Here is a 17,419-nt window from a genome sequence, read left to right as displayed (position 1 = left end):
AAAAAAGAATATGATACTCGTAACTGGTGGAACAAAAGGAATTGGTAAAGCAATTTTAGAAAAATTTATGCAGAATGGGCATGATGTAATCACATGTTCAAGAAATAATGAAGAACTTTTTGCGCTCAAAGAAGAATTAGAAGGCAACTATTCTACCAAAGAAAATCCTGTTGTTTTATATTATCGACAAGCTGATTTATCTAAAAAAGAAGATATTATTTCTTTTGGAGAATATGCAAAGAAAATCATTTTACTCAATGAAAAAGAAGCCAAAAAGGAAAATAGCACTACCAAAGGCTTTGAAGTAATGGTAAATAATACAGGTGTGTTTGTACCAGGGAAAATATTAGAAGAAGAAGAAGGTAATTTTGAAATGCAAATACATACAAATCTTTTTAGTGCCTATCATTTAACTAGAATGTTAGTTCCTATTTTAGTAGAAAGAAAAAATGGATATTTATTTAATATTTGTTCGACGGCAAGTATTACAGCTTATCCAAATGGAGGAAGTTATTGTATTTCTAAATTTGCACTTCATGGCATGACAAAGGTTCTGCGTGAAGAACTAAAAGAACACAATGTGAAAGTTACTTCGGTTATGCCTGGTCCTACTTATACATCAAGTTGGGAAGGGGCAGGTTTGCCAGAAGAGCGTTTTATGCCTTCAAGTGATATTGCAGATTCTATTTATTCTGTTTATTCTCTTTCAAATCAGACGGTTGTAGAGGAGATTGTAATGCGTCCACAGCTTGGAGATATTTGATATGAACTAAAATCCTAAAAATAGCACTAAGGACACTTTTATCGTTTTGCGACTCTTTTCCCACAATTAAAATTAGCTTCGTTGAGGGCTAAAGCCGTCGTGGGTTTTGTTATATTTAATTCAGCTTAAGTAACTGCACAAAATTAAATATAAGTAATGACTGATTAGCGAGTGATTTGGCTTCGCCGAGCTATCGGTTTTATGATTACTATGATAATTACAGGATAATACAAAATCATATAATAAAATAATAAATTATATTTGAAATTTCATTTATCTTCATTTTATCTTAAAAATCATTTACTTAATTACTTATTTAGTATGACGTTTTTCTACAACTTTTACTCTTTCTTTTGCGTGTTTGGAAACTTTTGTTCGATGTCCGTAAAAACGAGCATAAACTTTTGTGAATTCTGCGCCAAAAAATAAAATCAAACAAGCATAAGAAACCCAAAGTAGAATCAAGACTACCGAACCAGCTACACCATATGTAGAAGCAGGTTCTGCAATTCCAAAATATAGACTTAAACCTTCTTTACCTAACGTAAATAAGACAGCTGTAACTAATCCTCCAATTCCTACTGTTTTCCAAGGAATTTCTCTGTCTGGAAGTGTTTTGAACATAAAACCAAACAAAACTCCTATAATGAGAAGTGAAAGCACTATTTCAAGAGCAGTCATTCCATAAATCATGAAGTCAGGAAGAAAAGTCATCATCCAATCTGAAAGCGTAGAGATAAGAGTAGAAACGATAAGCGAAATCAGAAGTAAAAAAGCAATCGCCATAATCATTCCGAAGGAAGTGGCTCGGTCAGTAACCAATTTCATAATCCCATTATTTGTACTGGGTTCTACTTCCCATATATTATTAAACGATTTTTGAAGTTGAACGAAAACGCCTGTTGCACCAAAAATAAGTGAACCAATACCAACCACTAAAGCAAAGGTAGAATCTTGATTACTAAGAGAGTTTTTTATCATTTCTTGTACTCCTTCTGCTGCTTGTTGTCCTATCATCCCTGAAATTTGTCCAGTTATTTCTCCTCTTACAGCTTCTTCTCCAAAGAGCAAACCTGCTGATTTGATAAACATAATCATAATACCAGGAAGGGAAAAAATAGTATAATATGCAATAACAGCACTTTCACGAAAAGGATCAAGAGCATTCCATTCTGTAAATGTTTCTTTGAGTAATGTTCCTAAGTCTTTGAATCTAAATTTACGAGCCATAAAAATAATAGAGATAAAAAAAATGAAGTTGAAAAAATAAAACCTATAAGTATAACCTATAAAAAATACTTTTGTTATTTAATTTCAAATTACTCTCCCAATTCTTTAGCTCGTTTTTGTGCTGCATCTAATCCATTTCCTATTTTCTCTGTTAATTTTTCGTTAGAGAAAATATTTAATGCAGCTTCTGTTGTTCCTCCCTTTGAAGAAACTCTTTTTATCCATTCTTCACACGAATAATTACTTCTATTTTCCAAATGAACAGCTCCCATAAAAGTTTGGGTAACTAACAATTCAGCTTCTGAATGTGAAAAACCCATTTCTTGCGCTTTTTCTATCATTGCTTCCATAAAAAAATAAATATATGCAGGACCACTTCCAGAAATTGCCGTTACAGCATCTATTTTCTCTTCTTCTGAAAAATAAAGTGATTTCCCTGTGGTATTTAAGAGGTTTTGGACAAAAAATAATTCATCTCTACTTACTGATTCGTCTGCTGTAAAGCCTGTCATTCCCATTCCAATTTGAGAAGGTAGGTTTGGCATAGCACGAATTACTTTTGAAGTTCCTAAGCTATTTTTCAAGGTTTGTATTTTTACACCTGCCATAATTGATAGGACGGTTTGAGAAGGTAAAATATAGTTTTTGAGTATTGAAAATAATACCTCTGTGTCTTGTGGTTTGACTGCCAAAATTATTAATTGTACTCTTGAAATTTTATCATTAGGTTCAGAAATCACATTTTTATACCCTTTTTCTTTCAAAAAATCAGCTTTTTCAGTTGTTTTTTCTAAGATTAATAAATCGTTTTTTGTAATGGAATGAGAAAGTAAAAAGCTCTCTGCATACGTTGTTCCCATATTTCCAGCACCTACAATTAGAATTTTCATTTTTGAATTATGTTAAATTATTCGAATAAGAAAAAGTGTTTTTAAAAAAATAAAAGAAATTTTGAAGTTTTTTTTAGTCCTCAAATAGATTACGTTCTGCACCTCTATATTTGTAGTATAAACAAAGAAACAATTATGAATTAAAAATTACGAATTAAGGAAAAATCAAATTACTTAATTAATATTTTATTCATAATTCTCTTTATTATTTTCAATTACCAAATTTACCTATTTATTTATTATGAACAAGAATCAAATTAAGAACGACTTCTCATCACTTCTTAAAAACTACTATCATCAGCGTCATGAAGTGATTACGAAAGAAGAATCAGTAGCTAAAGTAAAAGAAATTACACTTTTACAAACAGCTCGTGCTTACACACCTGATAATATTATCAAAGGACTAGGAACACTTCAACTCACTTTTGCAGATACGCTTACACAGTGGTCTAAAAAACTACAAGATGAATCTGAAAAACGCTCACAGATTGAAGAAGCTATCGAAATAGAAAAGAAAAGGCTTGGAAACTTACATCAAGTAAAGTTAGCTGCTGATGCTCTTTATTTATTGAAACAAGAACATGATTCGAAGCTGACAGAACTTACAGAAGCACATCAAAAGAGAATGGAGTTAATGGCAAATTCTCGTAAAGAAGATGAGGCTTTTTGGGCAAAGGAAAACGAACTTTTTGAAAAGGAAGTAAAAGAATCTGAAGAACGAACAAAGAAAAATCGTTTGCAGGAAGAAGAAGTTTTTGAATATGATTTGCAGCGAAATACACAACTTGCAAATGATGCTTTTCAGGCACAGAAAAAACAGACTTTACGTAAGCTTACTGAACAAAAAGCTGAAAAAGAAAAAACTTGGCAAGGACGTGAAGAAGTATTAGCTGAAAAAGATGAAAAATATCAAAAGAATCTTGTTTTGATTGCTGAATTTGATGAAAAACTCAAAAATGAAGTCAAAAAATCAAGAGAAAAAGCTGCCAATGAAGCCACAAAAGAAGGAAAAGCAGTTGCTGATTTGATGGAAAAAGAAGAGGCTGCCAACGAACAAATCTTTGCTGAACAAATAGAAGATTTGAAGATGAATGTAGAAGCTGGAAAATTAGAGGTGGATAATTTGACAACACAACTCAAACATGCATTAGAGCAAGTACAATCACTTTCTTTGAGAGCATTCGATAATCCAACTACCAAATAAATTTATTTGGTAGTCGACAGTTTCTAACTGTTGATTTTTTAATTATTTTTCTGACAGTTGAAAAATTGTCAGCTACATTAACCTTCTAAAAAAAATATCGTTATGGCAATTTCAATGAAAAACACTAAAAAAGAGATTATTGATGCTTATCAAACTCTTGGTAAAGAAAATAAATCGCTTCAAGCAGAAGTAACCAAACTCAAAACTGAAAACCGAACACTTCAAAATAATCTAGAAAAAGGACTGACAGTTCAAAAGGTGGTAACTTCAAAGGTTCAAAATACATCTAAAGAAGAACCTAAAAAAACTGCAAATAATAACTTGAATGGTGGTTATCAGTCAGTAGAAAGTGTAGTTACAGCCTTTGAAAATATCAAAGGAAACGTAGGAGTCGCAATCAGTAGTCTGTCTGACAATCTAACAAAAGAAGCTGCAAACTTAGCTGTTTTGCAGGAAGAAAGTAACAAAATTGAGAGCCAACTTTTAGAACTTCATCAGATTGAGGAAGCCGAAGAAAGCACACTTTCAAGTCTCATTCAAGAGTATATTGAAAAATCGGAATCTTTTGAAAAAATAATTTCTCAGACTGAAAAAGAGCAATTAGAAGCAGAAGAAGAAGCTAAAAAAGCCTATGAAGAAGCAGAAGATTTGCATAACTCTACGCTTTCTGAACGTAAAAAAGAGTGGCAAACCAGTTTGGCTAGAGAAAATGAAACTTACCAGTATGAGAAAAATTTAAAGCGTCAGCAAATAAAAGATGAAACTGCTCAAATAGCTAAATCTCGTTCAGAAGAATTAGAAAAGCTTAAAGAAGAGCAAGAAAAAGAAATTGCTTTACGTGAAAAGTTATTGTCTGAAAAAGAGGAAAGCTACGAAAAAGCTACTGAAAAAGCAGAAGAACTGCCTAAGAAATTAGATAGTGAAACCAAACGTGCTTATGAGAGTACGAAAGCTGCTATTCAGAGAGATAACAAAGCAAAATCTGATTTATTGGCAAAAGAAAATGAAGGCAAGAAACGTATTGCCGAACGTCAGGTAAATGCTCTTTCTAGCAAGATTACACAGCAGAATGAACAAATAAAATCATTGAATATACAACTGACAAGTGCATTAAAAGAAGCAAAAGAATTGGCGATCAAGGCAATAGATGGAGCTTCTGGCGCAAAATCATTAGCTGCTCTCCGTGAAGTTGCGTTTGAGCAGTCTAAGCAAAATGGAAAAAAGTAAAGTAACAAACTATTTTCTATCAAAAAATCCTATTTAATTATTTTATTACAAAATATTAGATAGGATTTTTAAATTTATGACTCTTTTGTTGAACTATTGCCATTTATTTTGTTTATATTTAGTAATACTATTAATCTTATTTCCCTTTATCTATAATTTTCAAGATACGACATGAATTTTCTAGCTCATTTTTTTTTATCAAATAGAATAGAAAATATAGTTGTAGGTAATTTTTTAGGCGATTTTGTAAGAGGAAAGAAGTATCAAGATTACCCAAAAGAAATATCAAAAGGAATCATGTTGCATCGTCATATTGATACATTTACAGACAAACACCCCATTATTTTGCAAACAAATAAACGCTTACATGCTGATTTTGGGAAGTATGCACCTGTGATTACAGATATTTACTACGACCATTTTTTAGGAAGACACTTTGATAAATATAAATTTGAAAGTCAAAGTGAAAATTATAATTTAGTTGAGTTTTCAACGTTTATTTATCAAACTTTAGAAAAAAACTATGAAGTTTTGCCTTCTTTAGCACAACACATTTTTTTGAGAATGCAAAGGCAAGACTGGCTTACAAATTATGCAACCTTGTATGGAATGGAACAATCACTTAATGGACTTTCTCACAGGGCAAAATATGCTACTAATCTACATGAATCATATAATTTTTTAAAACAGAACTATTCTGATATTGAGAAAGATTTTTTATTATTTTTTCCAGATATTATACAATTTGTTCAAAAGAAATTAAATGAATAAATTTGTAGATAAGTAATCATTTTTTAGTTTTTTAATATAAATAGTTTTCGCATATTTTATACATGAATCATTTTAATCCATATTGTTTTTTATTTTTTAATCAGAGAAGAAAATATTTGCTTTCTCTGAAAGATGGATTAATTGTTATTTTTAACAAAAAAAATAGAATGAAAGTAATTTTAACTTTATTATTCTATACTAGCTTTTTGTATGGTTTGGGGTATAGCCAAAATGTTAAAGAATTAGATAGTTTAATTCAAGCATTAGAATTACGTCAGAAGGAAGACACAGTAAAGCTTTCTATTTATAATTCTATTGTTAGTAGAGTAATAAAAAATGATAACGAAATAGCCTATAAATATGCTGAAAAAGGACATGATTTAGGTAAAAAATTTGAACCAACACGTTTGGTTGCTATTTCAGCTTACCAGTATGCAAAAGTATTACAAATAAATGGACAACACTTAAAAGCCTCACAAATAATAGAGGATCAAATTTCAGCGTTTGCAGCGCAAAAGGAAGTCCCACCTCCTTTTTTATATCATCAATTAGGGAAAATATATGATGAGACAGGAAACAAAGTAGAAGCCTTAAATAGCTATCTAAAAGCTTTTGAAGTTTGGAGGATGTATAAAAATCCATTATTAACAAAAGAAGATTTTTATCAAAGTATTGCAACTCTTTACCTTGAAAGTCAGCAATACAAAGAGGCTCAATACTACTATGAAGAGCTACTAAAATGGGCTGATAAAAAAGAAAATTCAAATGAAAACAAAAAAATACAAGCTATTGCATCACACGGACTCGTACGAGTTTTCATAGCAAAAAAAGAATATGATACTGCTTTATTTCATCTTCAAAAATCAGAGGAGTTTTGTATAGGAAAATCAAAACGAAAATGTTTGTTAATTACTTACGATTTATTTTCTGAATTATATTTTACGAAATTTGATTATAATTTAGCTAAAAAGTATGCTTTTGATGCATTACAAATGGCCGAACAATTAGGAGAACAACAAAAAGCTATCTTACTTGCTATTCGTTTAGGAGATATTTATAGAGCAGAAGGTTCGTATGATAAGGCAGAGCTGTTTTTGAGACGAGCAGAAAAAACAGCTCTGTCTCTAAATAATAATTTTTTATTTAAGCAAGTTTATTTTTCATTTGCTAATTTATATGAAAAAAGTCAAAAAGATAAAATGGCATTAAATTATTATAGAAAATATTTAATGTATAAAGATTCTGTGAATAATGAAGTTTCTATTCGTAAGATAAATAGTCTCCAAATGCAGTTTGAGCAAGAACGGCATAGACAAGAAATTGATTTATTACAACTCAATCAACGTGAAAAACAACTTCAACAAGAGACGGAAGTAGAAATAGCACAGGCTTTTAATATGATTGGTTTAGTAATTATTATCGCCTTGGGAATAGTTGCTTTTCTGATTTATAACCGTTATCGCTTTGGAGAGCGTACTCAGAAAATGCTTAAACGCCAAAGTTATTCTATCAACAAACAAAATCAAAAATTAAAACAAATGAATGAGCAGCTTGAGAAATCTAAAACAGAACTCAATGCTATTAACAAAACAAAAGATCGTTTTTTTTCTATTGTAGCACATGACCTTAAAGGACCTCTAAATTCTCTAAAAGGATATTCTCACCTTATTTCTACTTTTGGTGATAAGCTTCCAAAAGAAGAAATAATTAGTATGGCAGCTGATCAAGAACGAACACTAGATAATTTATATAAGTTTTTGGAAGATTTGCTCTCATGGTCAAGAATACAAATGAAAGCAGTGGCTTTAGAACCTGAAAATATAGATTTAAAGACTGTTATAGATAAGATGTGTGAAATATTAATGCCTTTGATAGAAGAAAAAGAAATTGATGCAAAGTGTATTGATGTTGATGGAAAACAAGTTTTTGCTGATAAAAATGCTGTATTCACGGTTATGAGGAATTTAGTTTCTAATGCTGTTAAGTTTACACCCAGAGAAGGAACAATACAAGTAAAAGCAGAAATAGAAAAAAATGAAGAAGGAAATACTACAGGGTTTACCAAAATATCAATAATAGATACAGGCGTTGGAATGCCAAGAGCAGTTTCTCAAAAATTGTTTAAGTTAGACAATAAATATTCCACAAAAGGAACAGAAGGAGAAAAAGGAACAGGGCTAGGATTAATAATTTGCAAAGAGTTTGTAGAGCAAAACGGAGGCGAAATAGGTGTGGAAAGCACAGAAGGAGAGGGTACAACATTTTGGTTTACGTTACCTAGTTTCAACTCAGAGTATAAAAAAGAACCAATCAAAGAAGCCATTGCAATTGAAACAATGGACGAATACTAGGAATAACTACGATAAAATTTTGATGAAGTATATATTTTTATTAGTCTTATCTTTCTTTTGCTTTCATATAGCTTTTGCTCAAAGCGACACCTTACTTTTGAAAAAAGAAATACTATTTGAAAGTGAAGTCATTTTGAGTGATATTGATACTTATGGGCGTATTTATATTTGTGATAAAAAAGGAGTTATTAAGCGATTGGATTCACTAGGAAATATAGATGTGCTTTTTTCTCCATCTTCTTCCATTGTTCCAACTAATTTTAATGTGCAAAATCCCAATCAAATTTTTGTTTTTTATCAAGAGTTGCAAGAGTGGGTAATCTTGAACCGTTTTCTTACAGAAATAGAACGCTATAAAATTTCTGAAAAAATAGAAAGTAATCAGTATGGAGAAATTGGTTTTGTAAGGTTACTTGCTCCTTCACCAAATAATACGCTTTGGTTTTTTGATGAGTCAGATTTTAGTTTGAAAAATTATGATGTTCTGAACAAGCAAATTTTATCTCAAACGCCTTTAGATTTATTATTAAAAAATGAAGAGTACCCTATTTCTCATTTAGAGTTTTATCAAAGTCAAATTTTTTTGGGAGTAAAAGAACAAGGAATTTTGGTTTTTGATAACTTCGGAAATTATAAAGGAGTATTAGATTTTCCGAGCTGGAATAGCTTTACGCTTGAAAAAGAATTTATTCTAATTACTGAAAAGGATAAAATTATTAAAAAAGGATTGTACGAGAAAAGTACAGAAGAAATAGCTTTATTAAATAAAGATAATAAAACAGATAATTCAATAAATTATTTTTTTGAGTTTAATCTAAAGTATTATAAAATCACTAAAGACAGAATGTGTATCTTTACTATTTCTCCAAAAAAATGACAAAATAAGATATTCATTCAATTTTTTTAAGATTCTCTCGTTAATTAAAGTAGCATTGTTTATTTTTGAGCTTGTATTTTAATAACTTTCTTATAAAATATATCAATCACAAAAATTATAAAAAGAAATTTCAAATCCTATACATTAATACGTATTTTAGTTATGACCACTATTATGAAAAAAATATTTTTTCTATCTCTGCTTTTTTGTTTAGCTAGTATTTATCAATCACAAGCACAAAACTTTTCTTATGCAGGTTTCAAGACAGGCTTATCGGTTGCACGTGCACCTATTTCCTTTGACAGAATAAAAATTCCAGAAATTGAAGTTATAGATGTTATAGATACTATACCACTTCCTCCTGTTTTAAATTTGTTGGAAGTAGAGAATGAAAAAAGCAATGGTAAATTTAAAATGGGATTGCAGTTTGGTGTTTTTGCAGGAAAAGAGTTTACTAAGAATATTGGTATTCGTATGGAACTCAATTACATTCAAATGGGTAGAGTTGATACAATCAATTTCAATCAACGTCAGAGATATAGTCTGAATTATTTTTCATTTGACCCTATGTTACAGCTTCGCATAGCTCCAAAAAGCAATAATCATTTTTATGTTTTGGCAGGTCCTTCGGCTCGTCTTTTGGTAGGAAGCACTGCATCAGGCATAGAAGGAACACAACCTTTAGATGTTCGTCAGACAGATTTAGGAGCTAATCTAGGTTTTAGTTATTTAGTAGGATTGACTCCTTATTTATATTTAACTCTTGAAGCTCGTGCTTATTATGGATTTATGAATATTGCACAAAAACCAAAAGAAGGTTCAGTTCCATTATCTGAATACGTAAATGCTCAAAATTCTGTATTAACAGCATTATTTTCAGATCCTCCAGGAGAGATAAGCCCAGAAACAATTGAAACAATAGCAAATGCAGAAGGTGGAATAAATGTGAATAATAGCTACAAAATTTCAAATCAAGGAACAACATTCAGTATTGGTTTCTGTGTGCCTTTGCGTCCAAAAGCAGATAAATTGATAAAAATGAAAAAACAATAATTTAATTTTTAAACAGTATTTAGAAAGCAAAAGCCAAACAATTTTTATATTGTTTGGCTTTTTTATTAGAATGAAAGTAGAATTTAAACTGAAAAACTTTCTCCACATCCACAAGTACGTGAAGCATTTGGATTTACAAATTGAAATCCTTTTCCGTTTAATCCATCTGTAAAATCAAGAGATGTTCCCAAAAGGTACAACAAGCTCTTTTTATCGACTAATATTTTGATGCCTTTATCTTCAAATACTTGATCTGAATCTTGAATTGAAGCATCAAAAGCTAAGTCGTACATAAGTCCTGAACAACCTCCTCCTTGTACTGATACACGGATATTACTATCAGGAGCGTGATTTTCTTGTTGTTTGAGCTGACCGATTTGAGTCGCTGCTTTATCTGTAATTGTAATCATAACGTTTCGTTTTAGGCGTATATATTTATTCTAGCCAGAATTGAAAGTTCTGTGAACTCTTTATTTATTAAAAATTGGTATTTGCACTACAAAACTACTCAAAAAAATTCAAGATTATTTAGAATCCCTAAAAATAAGAGTAATCTATCTCTTAGAACGTTTTTTACTAACAAAAAGTTTTTACAGTAATTCATTAAAAGTAAGTGGAGTTCCTTTTTTCATTGCTTTATGTGCTTTCTTTCCTAACACTAAATCATAATATTTAGGCTGCAACCCAAAACCTGGACGAATAACACGAATGTTTTTAGATGTAAATTCTTCTCCTTCTTTTATATCTTCAACTACATAAATAGAACGTTTGAAAATTAAACTTTTTTCTTCAGCTTTTTGTATTCCGTATTGTACTTTTCCTAAAGAAAGAAAGGCTCTTTCTGTTTCTATAACTAAGCTCTTTAGTTCATGTGGTTCAATAGAAAAAGCTGAATCTACACCTCCTTCAGAACGAGATAGTGTAAAATGTTTTTCGATAACTCTTGCTCCTAACGCAACTGAGGCAACAGCAGCACCGATTCCCATGGTATGGTCAGAAAGTCCTGTCATACAATCAAAAGCTTGTGCTAAATGAGGTATAGTTACCAAATTTGTATTTTCAGGAGTGGATGGGTAAGTGCTTGTACATTTTAATAAAATAAGTTGCTCACAACCATTATTTTTAAGTGTGTGTACGGCATCATCAATCTGAGTTAAGGTAGCTGCTCCTGTGGACATAATAACTGGTTTGCCTGTTTGAGCCACTTTTTTTAATAGAGGAATATCATTATTCTCAAAAGAAGCAATTTTGTAAACAGGAACTTCTAGCTCTTCCAAAAAATCAACAGCTGTTTCATCAAAAGGAGTGCTAAAGATAATCAATCCCTTCTCTTTTGCTCTTTCAAAAAGTGGTTTGTGCCATTCCCAAGGAGTGTAAGCCTCTTGATATAGTTCATAAAGTTCTCTACCATACCACAATGAGTTTTTATCTTCAATTTTTAATACTCCTTTTAATGTCATAGTATCTGCTGTATAAGTTTGTAACTTAACAGCATGCGCTCCAGCTTCTGCTGCTGCATCAATAATTTCTAAAGCTCTCTCAAGCGATTGATTATGATTGCCAGACATTTCAGCAATGATGAAAGGTTTATGATTTGGACTAATTGTAAAATCTTGAATTTTTATTATAGAAGTCATTATATTACCGTTTTATTAGTTTGTTTGTAGATAAAAATGAATATTTTTCTTGTCTCCTTTATCTACTTCAAAATTTAAGTTTTTGAATATTCTATAAGATGAAATATTTTCTTTTTTTACAGTAGCAGAGAACATTACTTTATCTTTACTCTCTTGTTTTATTTCATCTATAGCTTTTTGAAGGACTATTTTCCCAAAACCTAGCCCTCTAAATTTCTTATCTAAAGAATAATTTATTACAGCCACTAATAAATTATCTTTATCTTTTTGAAAACCAATACGCACTTGTCCTATTAGAATAGAATCTACCTTAAAAAGAAATAGTCTAGTATCTTTTTGCGTAATTTTGTTCAAAAACCACTTTTGATGCTCTTCCCAACTAATAGGCTCTGAATTTAAGGAGTTTTGGCGTACTTCTTTTTCATTTGCCCATTCAAAATACAGTTGTGTATGTTCTTTTGTAGCATTTTCTAACTGAATGCAGAGAGAGTAGAAGATATTTCTAATTCTTTTAGGACTAAAGCCATTGAAGTATTTTTTTTGCTCAATAAGTTGGTTATTGTTCTGCCAATTACTTTTTTCTTGTATATCAGATAAAGCATTTTTTAAAGAATCAAAATTACCTACTCCAATAGCTAAATTATTTTCTGTAAGAAATTTATAAATGTTTTTTTGATTTTCTACATAATACCCACTAATTAAATACATTCCTACGCTACAAATCTCGTAAGAAATACTACTTGCAGGTGTTATTGCTAAATCACTTTTTTTCATTAAGCTACACATTTCTATATCAGAAAGATTTTGATGTAGAATGATTTTATTACTTGTTTTTGATACTTCTAAAATTTCCTCATAAAATAAAGATGCACTACCCAAAACAACGTGAATTTTCTTGAATTTATCTATTTTCAAACAGCCTTGTATTGCTTTTTTAGTAAGGTTTTGAATATCTGAACCTCCAAAACAAATAAAAACAGTCTCTATATCTTTTATATTTCGCTCTTGTTTGGCAGCCTCCAAAAATGGTTTTCTAAGCAAGGCATATTCTGTTCCCAAGCATAATTCTGTATACGACTCGCAAGAATAATCAGTTGAATCTAATCCTCCTGCATGATTTATAATAGCATCAGCCACAAAATGCCAACTGTACATATCATCAATACAAACTACTTTCGCTTTACTAGTTGATTTGATAGTTCTTTGATACTCTGTTTGAATTTGATAATGGTCTAAAACAATAATAGAATCATTTTTTAAATAATTTTGAGCAATAAAATCAGCTTCTTTTAAAAAGTCAGTTGATTCTTTCAAAACAACTAACTCAAATTTTTCTTTAATTTGATTTTGTAGAGTTAAAGAAGGATTCTGTACCAAAAAAATACACTCAAAAAAAGAGTTTTTATCTTCAATGAGCATATCTGCTAAAGCCATACAGCGAACTACATGCCCCCAACCGATTTGAGTATTTGCATCTGCACGAAAGTAAACTTTCATTTTTCTATATTTTAGTTTGTTGTTTGAGCCACTGATACTTAAATTCAGCTAAGTTCCAATCTTCTTGATTATCAATATCTTGTACTTGCATAGAAGGTAAAACGATAACTCCTGTATTGTCTGTCCAAAGTTTTTTGTTTTTCAAAAAGGTAATAGTATCAAACATATAAAACTGTCCTGCGTCGTGATACGCACTTTCTAAATCTTGTGAGCGTTTCAATAAATTTTGAGGGTTAAACATGGTCATTTTATTTGCTATATCTTTTTTCAATGCTCTTTGAATAGGATAAGAAAATTGAGCTACTGGAAATACTACATCAAAACTTTTAGTAATTAATAACTCAAATGCTTCATTCAATTTCTCAGGAGTAATAAAAGGAGCTGTTGGATAGATACCACAACAAATATCAAATTTTTTCCCTTCTTTTTGATACTCTTCAACAACTTCTATCAAAACATCACTTGTAGCTGAAAAGTCGTCTGCATTTTCTATGCTTCTCAAAAAGGGAACTTTAGCTCCATATTTTTGAGCAATTTGAGCAATTTCTTCATCTTCTGTCGAAACCATCACTTCATCAAATAAATTAGCTTCTAAAGCTGTCTCAATAGAATAAGCAATGATAGGCTTTCCCAAAAAGTCATTTATATTTTTACGAGGAATGCGTTTGCTTCCTCCTCTTGCTGTAATGATAGCTAGTTTTTTCATTTAATTGCAATTACAAATTTCTTTTGTTGAATGAGAAGGATAATAAACAATAATATGTTCTACTATGGGAATATACCCTTTTGCTTTTTTGCAAAGTTGTTTATTAGTAAGTGTATCCGAAAAATGTGTTCTTTTTCTATAATCGTTAAAGCCATAATTTTCTACTTCTGTTTGATGAAGTGGCATACCATCAATTTGCATTATTCCACTTAATGCTGGTACGACAAAAGAAATAGATTTACGATTATATTCATTTTTATTAAAATGATTCCAATATAAAGTATCAGTAGGAGAAATACGAATAGCTAACTTTTGTTTTTCTTGTACATCTAATTTATTTAAGCTATCCAATTCAGATATGATATAACTTCTCCACTCATCTTTTGGTATTTCTTTTATACTCTTATAGCTCTTATAAACTTGCGTAGCGTTATTTTTAAAATCCCAAGCAATTGAACCAAGTACTGTAATTACTAAAAAAGAAAGAGCAAAATAACTCAATGAAATATCTGTTTTTTTTATAAAAAAATGTTTTTTAAAATAGGTTAGAATAAAAGGAGTCTGAACAATCAACCAACTCAAAAAGAGCAAGACTCCCAAATGACTTGTAACTCGTGTAAAGTACCCAGCACTTCCCCCTGCAATAGGCAAAATAAGACCTGGGAATATACTTATTATTGTCAAAATCAAAATTAATTTTACTTCTATTATCTCATCAGCACAAATAAATTGTCTTAAGGTAAAAATTTTCTTCTCTCGTAATCTGACAAGGCAATAAAAAATAGAGTATATATAGGCTATCAGATAATAATAAGGCTTTTGTTGAAGGTAAGACGAGTGATTTTTTATATAATGAAGAGGACTAATAGATAAAGAATAATTATGACTAGTATTGGCAAAATAATATGAGAACAAAAAGAATAAAGTAAATAAAATACCAAATAAAAATAGGCTTTTGTATTTTTGGGTTAAAAGAAATTTAAAAAAAATGACTAATAAAGAGCCTAAGAAAAAAAGAATGCCAGTAGATATTTTGGTAACAGTAATGATGAAAATGCTCAAACAGACCAAGACAAGCACACCAGTATAATTAATTAGTTTGTTTTTTATATTCAAATGTAGGTAATCTAGTAGCACAATAACTGAAACTAATAGAAATAACATACTAAGCAAATATGATTCAGAGACATAAAACAGTATTAAGTTTACTTGTCCGATAAAAGAGGGAATTACCAAAAAATAAAGTATGACAATGAAAATATAAATGCTTACAACATATTTTGAAATATCTTTTTTTATAAAAAAAAGTGATACCATATAAACAGATTGTATAAAAACAAAGAAGTATATAGGAATTATAACTAGAATATAAAATATATTATAAGAAAAAACACCAGTATGCCCTATTAATTTTGAGTAGCAACTCAAGTAGTAATGACTTCCTATATGGTAGTTGAGTTGTTCCAAACCATCTATTCCTGTTGATGATTGTTGATAGGTTTGCAACATATTAGAAATAGCAATGTGAAATATAGTGTCTAAATTAAAAGTCCCACTCTGTATTGCTTTTTTAAATAGAGGAGTCATATATGAGCCTTCTAGCTGTGAAATATAACTCAATATAGATACACCAATAAGAAAAGCAGCTCCAAAAATTATTATAATTTCTATGAATTTTAATTTAACCAATACTCGCCAAAGAGTAACTAAAAGGAGAGGGTAACCAATAAAGTAAAGATATTTCAAGAACAACAAACCTGTCCAACTAATCAGAACAGGTAGAAAAAGTAAAAATAACAAAACAAAAGAAATAGGAATATTGCTATAATATCTTCTCGTAAAAGTAGAAATATTACAAACTGTTAGAGCAAATCCTATAGTAATTAATATACTTTGAGTAGGGAATTCACTAAAAATACTAAAAATAGAGAAAATAGCGACAAGTAAGCTACAAAATAAAGAAGAGGCTAAATAAAAATGTTCGTTATTTTTTTTTGATAACATTGATAATAAATAAGATGTAGTTATATAAAAGATAATACTTTTTCTATTACAAAATTTTGCTCTTCTTCTGTAAGTGTTGGGTACATTGGAAGACTCAAACAAGATTCATAATAACTTTCTGCGCTTGGAAAATCCCCTTTTTTATAGCCTAAAGATTGGTAGTAAGGCATAGTATGAACAGGAATATAATGCACTTGAGCAAAGATATTATTTTCTCTTAGATAATCATAAAGTCCTTTTCGGTTTTCTGTTTGTATGACGTAGAGATGATATGCATGAAAAATTTTATTTTTACCTTCTCGTGGATATTGAAAAAAACAAATTTTTGTATCTTTGAATGCTTCATCATAACGCCCAGCAATTTCTTGACGTTTTTGCATCATTTCATTTGCTCTTGAAAGCTGCGAAATTCCCAAAGCAGCCAAAATATCAGGAATACGATAATTATAACCAAGTTCTTGCATTTCATAATACCAACCTCCATTACTAGGTAGATTTTCTTGTAATAATTCTGGGTTTTTGGTAATTCCGTGCGTTCTTAGCTTGACTAATTTATCATATAATGCTTTATCACTTGTCGTAATCATTCCACCTTCTCCAGAAGCAATGTGTTTGACAGGGTGAAAAGAGAAAATGGCTAAATCTGCATAAGCTCCATTTCCACAGCTTTGCTTTCTATTTTGAGAATCTATAAAATATCCACCAGGGGCATGACAAGCATCTTCAATAATCCATAATCCATATTCATCGGCTAGTTTTCTAGCTTTTTCTAAATTAACTGGCAAACCCATAAAATCTACAGGAATCATTCCTTCAAACGTTCCCTTAGGGTTTGATTTTAATAATTCTTCTACTTTGTCTAAGTCAATGAGTGATGTTTTTGGGTCAATATCAACAAAGACGACTTCTCCACCACAATATTTGATACAATTTGCTGAAGCTGCAAAAGTAATAGGCGTAGTAATTACTTTACTTTTCTCATTTACATTCAATGCTAAAGCACACAAATGCAAAGCTGCCGTTCCATTCGAAACTGCCACAGCATATTTTGAACCTACATAATCAGCAAATTTAGATTCAAACTCATCAATCTTTGGTCCTTGTGTCAAGAAATCTGCTTGTAGCGTTTCTACGACAGCATTTATATCATCTTGGGTAATATTCTGTTTTCCATAAGGGATAGAAAAAGTCGTTTTGGTAGTCATAGAT

Annotated in this window: 15 protein-coding genes; 7 read left to right on the top strand and 8 right to left on the bottom strand. The window is 30.4% G+C overall.

Annotated elements, in window-relative coordinates:
• Positions 1-10 precede the first annotated feature (10 nt).
• Positions 11-763: an SDR family oxidoreductase gene (locus WAF17_RS01695; RefSeq protein WP_338765455.1), complete on the top strand. Its 753-nt coding sequence runs from the start codon at positions 11-13 to the stop codon at positions 761-763.
• Positions 764-1,075: 312 nt separating this feature from the next.
• Here WAF17_RS01695 and WAF17_RS01690 read toward each other — a convergent pair whose 3' ends face one another.
• Together WAF17_RS01690 and proC are read right to left on the bottom strand one after the other, a co-directional pair.
• The gene (locus WAF17_RS01690; RefSeq protein WP_338765454.1) at positions 1,076-1,993 is read right to left on the bottom strand and encodes a YihY/virulence factor BrkB family protein; all 918 of its coding nucleotides are present in this window, start codon (positions 1,991-1,993) and stop codon (positions 1,076-1,078) included.
• Positions 1,994-2,082: 89 nt separating this feature from the next.
• The gene (proC, locus tag WAF17_RS01685; RefSeq protein ID WP_338765453.1) at positions 2,083-2,883 is read right to left on the bottom strand and encodes a pyrroline-5-carboxylate reductase; all 801 of its coding nucleotides are present in this window, start codon (positions 2,881-2,883) and stop codon (positions 2,083-2,085) included.
• A 241-nt stretch (positions 2,884-3,124) separates the two neighbouring features.
• On the opposite strand from proC, the gene WAF17_RS01680 reads away from it, so the two are divergent.
• From WAF17_RS01680 to WAF17_RS01655, 6 genes are all read left to right on the top strand, one after another.
• The gene (locus WAF17_RS01680; protein ID WP_338765451.1) at positions 3,125-4,087 is read left to right on the top strand and encodes a hypothetical protein; all 963 of its coding nucleotides are present in this window, start codon (positions 3,125-3,127) and stop codon (positions 4,085-4,087) included.
• Between the two features lie 102 nt (positions 4,088-4,189).
• Entirely contained in the window at positions 4,190-5,314 is a 1,125-nt protein-coding gene (locus WAF17_RS01675) for a hypothetical protein (protein WP_338765449.1), read from the top strand.
• Between the two features lie 171 nt (positions 5,315-5,485).
• A complete protein-coding gene (locus WAF17_RS01670) occupies positions 5,486-6,085 on the top strand; it encodes an ACP phosphodiesterase (protein WP_338765447.1) in 600 nt (199 codons plus the stop codon).
• Positions 6,086-6,252: 167 nt separating this feature from the next.
• The gene (locus WAF17_RS01665) at positions 6,253-8,436 is read left to right on the top strand and encodes a tetratricopeptide repeat-containing sensor histidine kinase (RefSeq protein WP_338765444.1); all 2,184 of its coding nucleotides are present in this window, start codon (positions 6,253-6,255) and stop codon (positions 8,434-8,436) included.
• A 97-nt stretch (positions 8,437-8,533) separates the two neighbouring features.
• Positions 8,534-9,313 carry a hypothetical protein gene (locus tag WAF17_RS01660; protein WP_338765442.1) on the top strand — a complete coding sequence of 260 codons (780 nt, stop codon included), beginning with the start codon at positions 8,534-8,536 and terminating at the stop codon, positions 9,311-9,313.
• A gap of 174 nt (positions 9,314-9,487) precedes the next feature.
• A complete protein-coding gene (locus tag WAF17_RS01655) occupies positions 9,488-10,366 on the top strand; it encodes a porin family protein (protein ID WP_338765441.1) in 879 nt (292 codons plus the stop codon).
• Between the two features lie 83 nt (positions 10,367-10,449).
• Here WAF17_RS01655 and WAF17_RS01650 read toward each other — a convergent pair whose 3' ends face one another.
• From WAF17_RS01650 to pseC, 6 genes are all read right to left on the bottom strand, one after another.
• The gene (locus tag WAF17_RS01650) at positions 10,450-10,776 is read right to left on the bottom strand and encodes an iron-sulfur cluster assembly accessory protein (protein WP_338765439.1); all 327 of its coding nucleotides are present in this window, start codon (positions 10,774-10,776) and stop codon (positions 10,450-10,452) included.
• A 180-nt stretch (positions 10,777-10,956) separates the two neighbouring features.
• On the bottom strand, positions 10,957-12,003 hold the full coding sequence (pseI, locus tag WAF17_RS01645; protein WP_338765435.1) for a pseudaminic acid synthase: 1,047 nt from the start codon (positions 12,001-12,003) through the stop codon (positions 10,957-10,959).
• A gap of 15 nt (positions 12,004-12,018) precedes the next feature.
• Positions 12,019-13,500 (bottom strand): UDP-2,4-diacetamido-2,4,6-trideoxy-beta-L-altropyranose hydrolase, encoded by a 1,482-nt coding sequence (gene pseG / locus WAF17_RS01640; RefSeq protein ID WP_338765432.1) that lies wholly within the window; start codon positions 13,498-13,500, stop codon positions 12,019-12,021.
• Between the two features lie 4 nt (positions 13,501-13,504).
• Positions 13,505-14,206 (bottom strand): pseudaminic acid cytidylyltransferase, encoded by a 702-nt coding sequence (gene pseF, locus WAF17_RS01635; protein ID WP_338765429.1) that lies wholly within the window; start codon positions 14,204-14,206, stop codon positions 13,505-13,507.
• Complete coding sequence (locus WAF17_RS01630; protein WP_338765427.1) at positions 14,207-16,210, bottom strand: hypothetical protein; 2,004 nt, start codon at positions 16,208-16,210, stop codon at positions 14,207-14,209.
• 20 nt (positions 16,211-16,230) lie between these two features.
• Positions 16,231-17,415: a UDP-4-amino-4,6-dideoxy-N-acetyl-beta-L-altrosamine transaminase gene (pseC, locus tag WAF17_RS01625; protein WP_338765425.1), complete on the bottom strand. Its 1,185-nt coding sequence runs from the start codon at positions 17,413-17,415 to the stop codon at positions 16,231-16,233.
• Between the last annotated feature and the right edge of the window lie 4 nt (positions 17,416-17,419).

The organism is Bernardetia sp. ABR2-2B, assembly GCF_037126435.1.
In the GTDB taxonomy this organism is placed as follows: Bacteria; Bacteroidota; Bacteroidia; order Cytophagales; family Bernardetiaceae; genus Bernardetia.
Note: the sequence above shows the minus strand (reverse complement) of the source record. Positions and strands in the feature narration are given on the sequence as shown.

Bases quoted from the DNA above. Each gene is read 5' to 3' on its own strand.
- WAF17_RS01695 (WP_338765455.1), top strand. From the start codon at position 11: ATGATACTCGTAACTGGTGGAACAAAAGGAATTGGTAAAGCAATTTTA.
- WAF17_RS01690 (WP_338765454.1), bottom strand. From the start codon at position 1,993: ATGGCTCGTAAATTTAGATTCAAAGACTTAGGAACATTACTCAAAGAA.
- proC (WP_338765453.1), bottom strand. From the start codon at position 2,883: ATGAAAATTCTAATTGTAGGTGCTGGAAATATGGGAACAACGTATGCA.
- WAF17_RS01680 (WP_338765451.1), top strand. From the start codon at position 3,125: ATGAACAAGAATCAAATTAAGAACGACTTCTCATCACTTCTTAAAAAC.
- WAF17_RS01675 (WP_338765449.1), top strand. From the start codon at position 4,190: ATGGCAATTTCAATGAAAAACACTAAAAAAGAGATTATTGATGCTTAT.
- WAF17_RS01670 (WP_338765447.1), top strand. From the start codon at position 5,486: ATGAATTTTCTAGCTCATTTTTTTTTATCAAATAGAATAGAAAATATA.
- WAF17_RS01665 (WP_338765444.1), top strand. From the start codon at position 6,253: ATGAAAGTAATTTTAACTTTATTATTCTATACTAGCTTTTTGTATGGT.
- WAF17_RS01655 (WP_338765441.1), top strand. From the start codon at position 9,488: ATGAAAAAAATATTTTTTCTATCTCTGCTTTTTTGTTTAGCTAGTATT.
- WAF17_RS01650 (WP_338765439.1), bottom strand. From the start codon at position 10,776: ATGATTACAATTACAGATAAAGCAGCGACTCAAATCGGTCAGCTCAAA.
- pseI (WP_338765435.1), bottom strand. From the start codon at position 12,003: ATGACTTCTATAATAAAAATTCAAGATTTTACAATTAGTCCAAATCAT.
- pseG (WP_338765432.1), bottom strand. From the start codon at position 13,500: ATGAAAGTTTACTTTCGTGCAGATGCAAATACTCAAATCGGTTGGGGG.
- pseF (WP_338765429.1), bottom strand. From the start codon at position 14,206: ATGAAAAAACTAGCTATCATTACAGCAAGAGGAGGAAGCAAACGCATT.
- WAF17_RS01630 (WP_338765427.1), bottom strand. From the start codon at position 16,210: ATGTTATCAAAAAAAAATAACGAACATTTTTATTTAGCCTCTTCTTTA.
- pseC (WP_338765425.1), bottom strand. From the start codon at position 17,415: ATGACTACCAAAACGACTTTTTCTATCCCTTATGGAAAACAGAATATT.